General features: G+C 69.7%; 9 protein-coding genes. 7 read left to right on the forward strand and 2 right to left on the reverse strand.

The features are described from left to right. From ACI38Z_RS07265 to ACI38Z_RS07295, 7 genes are all read left to right on the forward strand, one after another. Positions 1 to 931 (forward strand): beta-ketoacyl-ACP synthase II (locus tag ACI38Z_RS07265; RefSeq protein ID WP_439789524.1); only part of this gene is annotated, 931 nt, incomplete at its 5' end. 2 nt (positions 932 to 933) lie between these two features. Beyond that, positions 934 to 1,473, forward strand: a complete 540-nt coding sequence (locus tag ACI38Z_RS07270) for an acetyl-CoA carboxylase biotin carboxyl carrier protein (protein WP_439789525.1) — start codon at positions 934 to 936, stop codon at positions 1,471 to 1,473. A gap of 9 nt (positions 1,474 to 1,482) precedes the next feature. Then, a complete protein-coding gene (fabZ, locus tag ACI38Z_RS07275; protein ID WP_439789526.1) occupies positions 1,483 to 1,911 on the forward strand; it encodes a 3-hydroxyacyl-ACP dehydratase FabZ in 429 nt (142 codons plus the stop codon). 3 nt (positions 1,912 to 1,914) lie between these two features. After that, the gene (locus tag ACI38Z_RS07280) at positions 1,915 to 3,252 is read left to right on the forward strand and encodes an acetyl-CoA carboxylase biotin carboxylase subunit (RefSeq protein ID WP_439789527.1); all 1,338 of its coding nucleotides are present in this window, start codon (positions 1,915 to 1,917) and stop codon (positions 3,250 to 3,252) included. After that, on the forward strand, positions 3,245 to 4,984 hold the full coding sequence (gene accD / locus ACI38Z_RS07285; protein ID WP_439789528.1) for an acetyl-CoA carboxylase, carboxyltransferase subunit beta: 1,740 nt from the start codon (positions 3,245 to 3,247) through the stop codon (positions 4,982 to 4,984). The genes ACI38Z_RS07280 and accD overlap by 8 nt, the downstream gene beginning before the upstream one ends. Continuing rightward, entirely contained in the window at positions 4,981 to 5,913 is a 933-nt protein-coding gene (locus tag ACI38Z_RS07290; protein ID WP_439789529.1) for a DegV family protein, read from the forward strand. The genes accD and ACI38Z_RS07290 overlap by 4 nt, the downstream gene beginning before the upstream one ends. A 76-nt stretch (positions 5,914 to 5,989) precedes the next feature. Next, positions 5,990 to 6,574, forward strand: coding sequence for a biotin transporter BioY (locus ACI38Z_RS07295; RefSeq protein WP_439789530.1), 585 nt, complete (start codon positions 5,990 to 5,992; stop codon positions 6,572 to 6,574). A gap of 126 nt (positions 6,575 to 6,700) precedes the next feature. Here the strand turns inward: ACI38Z_RS07295 and ACI38Z_RS07300 are convergent, their stop codons facing one another. Together ACI38Z_RS07300 and ACI38Z_RS07305 are read right to left on the reverse strand one after the other, a co-directional pair. After that, on the reverse strand, positions 6,701 to 7,879 hold the full coding sequence (locus tag ACI38Z_RS07300; RefSeq protein ID WP_439789531.1) for a cation diffusion facilitator family transporter: 1,179 nt from the start codon (positions 7,877 to 7,879) through the stop codon (positions 6,701 to 6,703). A 146-nt stretch (positions 7,880 to 8,025) separates the two neighbouring features. Next, entirely contained in the window at positions 8,026 to 9,414 is a 1,389-nt protein-coding gene (locus ACI38Z_RS07305; protein ID WP_439789532.1) for a glycoside hydrolase family 25 protein, read from the reverse strand. Positions 9,415 to 9,696: the final 282 nt, after the last annotated feature.

Genomic DNA, 9,696 nt, shown 5'->3' on the forward strand with positions numbered 1-9,696 from the left:
CGTGGGCGGCATCGGCACCACCGAGGCGCAGGTCAAGCGCCTGATGGACGGCGGTGCGCGCAAGGTGAGCCCGTACCTGGTGCCCATGCTCATCGCGAACATGGCCACGGGCCAGGTCTCCATCCGCCACAACGCCAAGGGCCCGACCCTTCCCGTGGTGACGGCCTGCGCCACCAGCACCAACGCCATCGGCGAGGCGTTCCGCGCCATCCGCTACGGCTACGCCGACGCGATCCTGGCCGGCGGCACCGAGGCGGCCATCGTGCCCGTCTCCGTGGCCGGCTTCACCAACTGCCGCGCGCTCACGACCAACCCCGACCCCGCCACGGCGTGCCGCCCGTTCGACGCCAACCGCGACGGCTTCGTGATGGGCGAGGGCGCCTGCATCCTGGTGCTCGAGGCGCTCGACCACGCCCTCGCGCGCGGCGCCAACATCGTGGCCGAGGTCTGCGGCTACGGCAACACGGCCGACGCCTACCACATCACGAGCCCCGATCCCTCGGCCGACGGCATTACCCGCGCCATCAGGCAGGCCGTGGACGAGGCCGGCGTCGACGTGGAGGAGGGCCTGTACGTGAACGCGCACGGCACCTCGACCAAGCTCAACGACAAGACGGAGACCCTGGGCCTCAAGCAGGCGCTGGGCGAGAAGGGCGCGCGTGCCGCGCAGATATCCTCCACCAAGTCCATGACCGGCCACATGCTGGGCGCGACGGGCGCGGTCGAGGCCATGGCCTGCGCCTGCGCGCTGCGCGACTCCGTGATCCCGCCCACCATCGGCCTCACGGAGCCCGACCCGGACTGCGACCTCGACTACACGCCGGGCAAGGCCGCGAAGTTCGACGGCAAGTGGGCAATCTCGACGTCGCTCGGCTTTGGCGGACACAACGCCGTGGTCGCGCTGCGCCGCTACGAGAAGGATGGTGAGTAGCGATGGACACCAGCACGACGCGCGTCGACGCGCTCGCACAGGTCATGCAGACGCGCGGCCTCGCCCGCGTGAGGATCGAGGAGGGCGACTGCGCCATCGAGATGGAGCGCCCCGAGGCGTTCCCGGCCGCGATGCCCGTGGCGGCACCCGTGGCCGCGGCCCCGGCCGTTGCCGCCGCCCCCGTGCCCGCCGCAGCCACGGCGCCCGCGTCCCTCTCGCCTGCCGCGCCCGCGGAGGCGGCCACGCAGGAGGCCCCTGCCGGCGACACCGACGGCGGCGACGGCGAGAAGCCGCTCGACATGACCAAGGTCGTGGCCGTGAAGGCCCCCATGGTGGGCGTGTTCTACGCGGCGCCCGCGCCCGGCGCCGAGCCCTTCGTGCACGTGGGCTCCAAGGTGAAGAAGGGCGACACGCTCTGCGTGATCGAGGCCATGAAGGCCATGAACGAGGTCACCGCCGAGGCCGACGGCGAGGTCGTGGACGTCTGCGTGAGCGACGGCGAGCTCGTGGAGTACGGCTGCGTGCTCATGAAGCTGTACTAGGGGGCAGTCATGAACAGAGAAGAGATAGAGACCATCCTCCCGCACCGTCCGCCGATGCTGCTCATCGACGACTGCGAGCTGGTCGACGGCCGCGCGGTGGGCCACACGCACGTGACGGGCGAGGAGTTCTTCGTGCAGGGGCACTTCCCCGGCAACCCCGTGGTGCCCGGCGTGATCCTGTGCGAGATGCTCGCGCAGAACTGCTGCGTGCTGCTGGCGCAGGACGGAGGCGCCAAGGGCGCGACGCCGTACTACACGAGCCTCGACAAGGTGCGCTTCAAGCACCCGGTGAAGCCGGGCGACACCGTCGAGCTCGACTGCAAGATCACGCGCTCGCACGGCATGTTCCACTTCGCGCACGGCGAGGCCCGCGTGGGCGACACCGTGTGCTGCGTGGCGGACATGTCGTTTGCGCTGGTGCCGGAGGGGAAGAAGTAGCCCATGTTCCAGAAGGTCCTCATAGCGAACAGGGGAGAGGTGGCGGTCCGCGTCATCCGCGCCTGCAAGGAGATGGGCGTCAAGACCGTGGCGGTGTACTCCACGGCCGACGCCGAGTCCCTGCACGCGACGCTGGCGGACGAGGCCTACTGCATAGGCGGCCCGCGCGCGAGCGAGTCCTACCTCAACATGGACGCGATCCTCACGGTGGCCCTGGCCTCGGGCGCGTCCGCCATACACCCGGGCTACGGCTTCCTGTCCGAGAACATCGAGTTCGCCCGCAAGTGCCGCGAGCACGGCCTGGTCTTCATAGGGCCCAGCCCCGAGGTCATGCAGCGCATGGGCGACAAGGACGAGGCGCGCCGCACGGCAAGGGCCGCGGGCGTGCCCATCGTCCCGGGCTGCGACCTGCTGAAGTCGCCGGACCAGGCGACGGAGGAGGCCGAGCGCATAGGCTGCCCCGTGCTGGTGAAGGCCCGCGCGGGCGGCGGCGGTCGCGGCATCCGCAAGGTAGAGCGCGTCGAGGACGCGGCCCAGGCCTTCGAGACCGCCAGCGCCGAGGCGAGCGCCGCCTTTGGCGACGGCAAGTGCTACATGGAGAAGTTCGTCTCGCCGGCGCACCACGTGGAGGTGCAGGTCATAGGCGACAGCTTTGGCCACGTGATGAGCCTGGGCGAGCGCGAGTGCTCCGTGCAGCGCAAGAACCAGAAGCTCTTGGAGGAGAGCCCGAGCCCGTGCCCGGCCGTGACGGACGAGGTGCGCGAGCACATGTACAAGTGCGCGCGCGACCTGGCGCGCTCCGTGGGCTACGAGGGCCTGGGCACCATCGAGTTCCTCGTGGACGACGAGGGTCACTTCTGGTTCATGGAGATGAACACCCGCCTGCAGGTGGAGCACCCCGTGACGGAGTTCGTGACGGGGAAGGACCTCGTCAAGTGGCAGCTGCGCGTGGCCGCGGGCATGCCGCTCCCGGAGGGCGTGGAGTCCGTGCCCGTGAGGGGACATGCGATAGAGTGCAGGATCAACGCCGAGACGGCCGACTTCCTTCCCTCGTGCGGACGCATCACCATGCTGCACGTGCCGAACGGCCCGTGGGTGCGCTTTGACTCCGCGCTCTACGTGGGTGGCGTCGTGCCGCCCTACTACGACTCGCTGCTGGGCAAGCTCATCGTGTACAGCCCCACGCGCGAGGAGGCCATCCGCAAGATGCGCTCGGCCCTGGGCGAGCTCGTGGTCGACGGCGTGGAGTGCAACGCCGACCTGCAGCTCGACATCCTCTCCAACGAGGAGTTCCTGAGCGGCAACTACCACACGAACCTGATGGAGCACCTGTATGAGTAGCGAACGCATCGACAAGAGCGTGAACGAGCTCGAGGGACCCGTGACCGAGGTTCCCGTCGACGTGCCGGAGCGCATGATTCTCGTGCGCTGCCCGCACTGCCGCCACGTGGTCGAGGCCAGCGTGCTCTCGCAGAACCTGGACGTGTGCCCGCGCTGCGGGCACCACCTCAGGCTCTCCGCGCGCGAGCGCATCGCCATCACGGCGGACAAGGGCAGCTTCGTGGAGTGGGACCGCGACGTCCTGCCGCACGACGTGCTCAACTTCCCCAGCTACCGCTCCAAGCTCGACGTCGCGCGCGTCAAGTCGCACGAGCGCGAGGCCGTGGTCACGGGCGAGGCCACCATCGTGGGCGAGCGCTGCGCGCTCTTCGTGATGGACTCCTCGTTCATGATGGGCTCCATGGGAAGCGCCGTGGGCGAGAAGATCTGCCGCTGCTTCGAGCGGGCCACCCGCAAGGGGCTGCCCGTGGTGGGCTTCACCGTCTCCGGCGGGGCCCGCATGCAGGAGGGCGTGACCTCCCTCATGCAGATGGCCAAGGTGACCAACGCGGTGCGCCGCCACGGTGATGCGGGGCTCCTGTACCTGGTGGTGCTGACCGACCCCACGACGGGCGGCGTCACGGCGAGCTTTGCCATGGACGGCGACATCTGCCTGGCCGAGCCCGACGCCCTGGTGGCGTTCGCGGGCCCGCGCGTGGTGGAGCAGACCACCCACAAGCGCCTCCCGGCCGGCTTCCAGCGGGCCGAGTTCCTCCTCGACCACGGCTTCGTGGACATGGTCGTGGAGCGCAAGGACCTGAAGGACACCATCGGCTACCTGCTCTTCCTGCACGACGCCGCTGCGATTGCCGACCCGTCCCATGCGGCGCCCCGCGCGCCCGCGGCCTTCCCCAAGGAGGAGCGCTGGCCCGCGCCGCACCGCATGCAGCAGCCGATCGACTCCACGGACGTCACGCCGTACGACCTGGTGCGCCGCGTGCGCGACACCAACCGCGCGAGCGTGCCCACCGTGGCAGACCAGGCCTTCGAGGGGCTGATCGAGCTCCACGGCGACCACGAGTTTGGCGACGACCCGGCCATCGTGGGCGGCATCGCGCTGCTGCGCGGGCGCCCCGTGACCGTGGTCTGCACGGACCGCGGCCGCAACACCAAGGAGCGCGTGGCGCGCAACTTTGGCTCGCCCGCGCCGGAGGGCTACCGCAAGGCGCTGCGCCTCATGCGCCAGGCCGAGAAGTTCGGCCGTCCCGTGGTGACGCTCGTGGACACGTCGGGCGCCTACCCCGGCATGGAGGCCGAGGAGCGCGGCCAGGGCGCCGCTATCGCGGACGACATCATGGCGATGTGCGGCCTGCGCGTGCCCGAGGTGAGCGTGATCATGGGCGAGGGCGGCTCGGGCGGCGCACTCGGACTCGCCACGGCCGACCGCGTGCTCATGCTGAGCGACGCCGTCTACTCCGTGGTGAGCCCCGAGAGCTGCGCCACCATCCTGTGGAAGTCCCAGAAGCGCGCGGCCGAGGCTGCCGAGGCCCTGGGCATCACGGCGCCGGCGCTCATGAGGCTCGGCATCGTGGACGGCGAGGTCGACGCCGACGGGCTCGGCACGCCGGCGTTCGCCGAGAGGCTTGCAGACCGACTCCACCAGGAGCTTTCCGAGCTCGCCCCGATGGAGGCGGACGCACTTCTCGACGCGCGATACGAAAGGTTCCGTCGTATAGGGAGGTTCGACGCATGAGCGAATCCGATCTGGGCCATGCGCCCGCCGCGGCTGGTGCCGCGGCGCAGGCGAACCGGTCCGGGGCACCCCGTCCCGTCACCATCGTGTGCGACAGCTCCGTCCCCATCACGCGGGCGGAGGCGGCGTCGCTGGGCTGCGTGGTCGTCTCAATGCACTACCTGGTGGACGGCGTCCGCCACGCGGAGAAGTACGAGGGCGAGAACGAGGAGTACGACGCCCTCTTCCGCAACGCCAAGATCCTGAGCACGGAGGCCGTGTTCCAGTCCGCGTTCCACGACGAGTTCAGGCGCCTGCTGGACCGCGGGTCCGACGTGCTGTGCATCACCATGTCGAGCAGGCTCTCCGGCACGTACCGCAGCGCGGTGGACGCGCGCGAGCAGCTGCTGGGCGAGGGCGTCGCGGCGGAGCGCATCGTCGTGGTCGACTCGTGGACCACGTCCGGCGGCCTGGACTTTGCGGTCAGGCGCGCGCGGAGGCTCCTCTCCGGCGGCGCGACCCTGGCCGAGACGGCCGCTGAGCTCGAGCGTGCGCGTGCCCTGCAGGGCATCGCGTTCACGGTGCCGAGGCTCGACGTGCTGCGCCGCTCCGGCAGGCTCGGCGCGATGCGCCGCGCCGTGGCCGGCAAGCTCGACCGCTACCTCATCATGGTGCTCGAGAAGGGCGGCATCCGCGACATGGACGTTGCGCATGGCATGGGCGGGACCGTCCGCGCGCTGGTGCGTCAGGTGCCCGAGGGCGCCCGCAAGGGGCTGCTCGTGGTTTCCTCCTACGGAGACTCCGAGGCGGCCGACGCCCTGGTCGACTGCGTGCACCGCATGCTGCCCAAGGCCACGGTGGAGAAGCGCGACGGCGGGCCCGTGGTGTCGCTCCACCTGGGCGTGGGCTCCGTGAGCCTGGCCTGGGACGTGCCCGAGGGGGCCAAGTAGCGCCTGGCGCCGGCGCCCGCACGCCCGCGCGCGTGGCGCGACTAGTTGGATTGATTATGGTATGAGGGGAGATCCCATGCTTAGGAACGGTTCCATTTCCAGGGGCGAGTCCCGCGGCCTGGCCGCCGTCGCGCCCGTCCTGCGCGTCGCGGCAGGCACCCTCGCGCTCATCGCGAGCGCGAACGTCGAGGTGCCGCTCGTGCCGGTGCCCTTCACGCTGCAGGTGCTCGCGCTCTGCTACGTGGTGCTGGCGCTGCGCCCGCGCGAGGCCGTGGCAAGCGCTTCCTCCTACGTGGCAATCGGCGCCCTGGGCGCCCCGGTCTTCTCGGGCCACATGGGCGGCATCGTCCGCCTCGCCGGTCCCACCGGCGGCTTCATCCTGGGCTTCGTGCTCGCGGCCGCGGTTGGCTCGCTGGTGCTCGGGCGCGCCTCTCGCACGCGCCTGCCCTGGGTCGCGTCCGCGGCGGCGTCGCTCGTGGCCATGGTGGCCGTCGTGTACCTGTGCGGATGGGCGCAGCTCATGGTGGTCGCGCACCTCACGCCCACGGCTGCCTTCGCTGCGGGCGTCGCGCCGTTCGTGGCGCTCGACCTCATGAAGGTCGGCATCGCGTCCTGCACGTTTGCCGCCGGGCGCATCGCGCTTGGTCGCGACGGCCGCTAGGGTCGCCAGGGGAGAAGCGCTTCCGCCGTTCCAAGGGGCGGTCAGCCACGCGGGAAACGATGAGCCGGGGTCGCACGGGAACGTGCGGCCCCGGCTCTCTAGTGGGTCGCCTGTGCGTTCGCGCCGCTACACGCCCGTGGAGACGTAGCTCGAGTCCACGGTCACGTGGCAGACGGCCTTGGGATAGCGACGGTGCACGATCTGGCAGACCATGTCGCTCAGCTCGTCGTCTGAGAGCGCGAGCCCGTGCGGCCGCACGCAGTCGAGCGAGACGTGCGTGGCGCCGCCCTCCTGGGTCACGCGCACGTCGTGGATCGTGAGTCGCGGGTCGATGGACTTTACCTGCTCGGACATCCAGTGGTGCAGGTCGCGGTCCTTGGGGTCGAACGTCACGACGGGGTCGTAGTGCAGCACCAGGGGCAGGCCCTCCTCGTCGCTGAAGTAGTGCTCGATGGAGTCGAGCACCTCGTGGCTCTTGAGCGGGCTGATCTCGGCGGGCATCTCCACGTGCGCGCTCGCGAAGCGGCGGCCGGGGCCGTAGTCGTGCACCATGAGGTCGTGCGTGTCCAGCACGCCGGGGTAGCTCATGATCGTGTCGTGGATGTGCCGCACGAGCGCGGGGTCCGGCGCCTGGCCCAGCAGCGGGTCGAGCGTCTCGCGCACGAGCGAGAAGCCGCTCCACACGATGAACGCGCCCACGGCGAGGCCGGCCCAGCCGTCGAGGTCGAGTCCCGTGAGCTGCGACACGGCGCCCGCCGCGAGGACGGCGGCGGTCGTGATCACGTCGTTCCTGGAGTCCTGGGCCGTGGCCTCGAGCGTCACGGAGTCGATCCGCTTGCCCAGGGCGGAGTTGAAGCGCGCCATCCACGCCTTGACGGCGATGGATGCCAGCAGCACGACGACCGTCACGAGCGAGAAGTCCACCGGCTCCGGCTTCACGATCTTCTCCACCGAGCTCTTCACGAGCTCGACGCCCACGAGCAGGATGAGAAACGCGACCACCACGCCCGAGAGGTACTCGATGCGCCCGTGCCCGTAGGGGTGGCCCTTGTCCGCGGGGCGGCTCGCGAGCTTGAAGCCCACGAGGCTCACGATGTTGCTCGAGGCGTCGCTCAGGTTGTTGATGGCGTCCGCCACGACGGAGAGCGAGCCGGCCGCCAGGCCCACGAGCGCCTTGGCGACGCAGAGCACGACGTTGCAGATGATGCAGACGACGCTCGCGAGCGTGCCGTGGGCGTCGCGGACGCGGGGGAGCGTGGTCTGGTCCGCGTCCTTGATGAAGCGATGTACGAGCCATTCGGTCATGGTTGCCTCTTTGGGGAAAAGCGTGTTGTAGTGATGCATGGTAGCCGATGCGCGGCCGTCGTGCCGACGTGACGCGAAGGCCCCGCGCGGTTTGGGTCGCGCGGGGCCGTGTGCTGGCGTCTCTTGCGGCTGGCTTTGCCCTTGGCCTACGAGGAGGAACTCGAGCTGGAGGAGTCGTCCTTCTCGCCCGAGGACTTGGACTTCTCCTTTGCCTGCACCTTCTTGAGGGCCGTCGTGAGGTCGAGGTCGAGGTCGACGTTGCCGTCGATGCCGTCCACCGTCGCCGTGCTGGAGTACTGCCAGAGGGCAAAGCGCAGCGCCATCGTGGGCTGGTCGGCGTACTCCGCGTACCAGAAGCCGTAGTCGGCGAGGCTCGCGAGGTCGTAGTGCGCGAGGTCGGCGCGGCTGCCATAGACGCACGCGTGGTAGCCCAGGCTCTCGACCTCCTTGCAGAACGCCTGCGCCACGGCCGTGAGCTGCGCGTTGCTGAGCTCGGCCACGCGGTCGTTGCCGGACTGGGAGGGCTCCATGTCAAACACGATGGGGTACTTGGTTGCGTAGCCGCCCAGCTTCTTGACCACATAGCGCGCCTCGGCCTTGGCCTCCTTGGTGGTGGTCGCCTGCGAGAAGAAGTAGACGCCAATGTCGAGGCCCGCCTTCTTGGCGCCGGCGAAGTTCTGCGCAAAGCGCTTGTCCGCCTTGATGTTGCCGTGCACCGAGCCGCGGTAGCCGATGCGGATGTACGCGAAGTCGATCCCGTCGGCCGCGACCTTGGTCCAGTTGATCGCGCCGTTGTGCTCGGACACGTCGATGCCCGTGCGACTGACGGTCTTGCCGCTTGCCTTGTACGTGATGCGTCCGCTCTTGGTGGAGAGGTTGTCCCAGTCGTACGTGGTGGTGAACAGCTTGCTGGAGTCCGCGATCGCCGTGGACAGGCCGCCCTTGCTCTTGACGACGGTAGCGGTCGTCTCCTGGGTCTGCTGCGGCGTGCTCACGAGCTTGACGACGTTGGTCACGACGAGAAACACGACCGCCGCGACGAGCAGCGCCGCCACGATCGCAATGAGCGGCCGGAAGGGGAACTGCGGGCGCGTGCCCACGAACCCGCGGACCCGGCGGAGTCGCTCCTCTCGCCTGCGACGGCTCTCGCGGCTGCGCGGGGCGATGCCCGCCTGGCCGTACTCCTCGCGGTACATGGGGATGCCCTCGGGCTCGCGCTGGCGCTGGCGTACTGTCCGCGCGGGAGGGCGCTTGGGGTGACGGCTGATCTCGCGCTCGTAGTCGCGGTACTCGTGCCTGGAGCCCGACTCGCGCCTGGTGCCGCGCAGCTCTTGCGAGTCGGCGTCGCGCTGGGTGCGCCTGGTGCCGCGGGAGCTCTTGCGGGAGGTTCCGCGCGAGCTGCGCGTGCCGGAGACGCGCGTGGTGGCGTCGCCGTCACTGCGGGAGGTGCCGCGCGACGTCGAGCTGCGGCGCTGGGGGCTGCGGCCCTGGGAGCCGCGGGATGACCTCTTGGTCGGCCTTCGCCTCTCGGTCACGCCAATGCCCCCTTCCCCACGTCCGTCAGCATCATCAACATCAGTAACATCGCGAACAGCACAAGTCCTCTTATTTTCGCATGTGCGGGCGACTCGTGTCGGGTGGGAGGGCGCTTTCGTGCCCAATGGCACAACATTTGCAGAGGGCTCGGACGGCGGCGGCAGGGGCTGCGGACCGGACCGGTCCGGAGTGGCAAGGATTCTAATAACGGATTAAGGTCGAAAAGCGTTATTAGAATTTCTCGCGCGATTCTAATAACGCGAACCTGTTATTAGAATCCT

Origin of the sequence: Parafannyhessea sp. (assembly GCF_051876455.1) — a bacterium.
Lineage (GTDB): Bacteria > Actinomycetota > Coriobacteriia > Coriobacteriales > Atopobiaceae > Parafannyhessea.

What these genes read in the sequence shown, in the direction of transcription:
- ACI38Z_RS07270 (WP_439789525.1), top strand. Translation starts at nt 934, where the DNA reads ATGGACACCAGCACGACGCGCGTCGACGCGCTCGCACAGGTCATGCAG.
- fabZ (WP_439789526.1), top strand. Translation starts at nt 1,483, where the DNA reads ATGAACAGAGAAGAGATAGAGACCATCCTCCCGCACCGTCCGCCGATG.
- ACI38Z_RS07280 (WP_439789527.1), top strand. Translation starts at nt 1,915, where the DNA reads ATGTTCCAGAAGGTCCTCATAGCGAACAGGGGAGAGGTGGCGGTCCGC.
- accD (WP_439789528.1), top strand. Translation starts at nt 3,245, where the DNA reads ATGAGTAGCGAACGCATCGACAAGAGCGTGAACGAGCTCGAGGGACCC.
- ACI38Z_RS07290 (WP_439789529.1), top strand. Translation starts at nt 4,981, where the DNA reads ATGAGCGAATCCGATCTGGGCCATGCGCCCGCCGCGGCTGGTGCCGCG.
- ACI38Z_RS07295 (WP_439789530.1), top strand. Translation starts at nt 5,990, where the DNA reads ATGCTTAGGAACGGTTCCATTTCCAGGGGCGAGTCCCGCGGCCTGGCC.
- ACI38Z_RS07300 (WP_439789531.1), bottom strand. Translation starts at nt 7,879, where the DNA reads ATGACCGAATGGCTCGTACATCGCTTCATCAAGGACGCGGACCAGACC.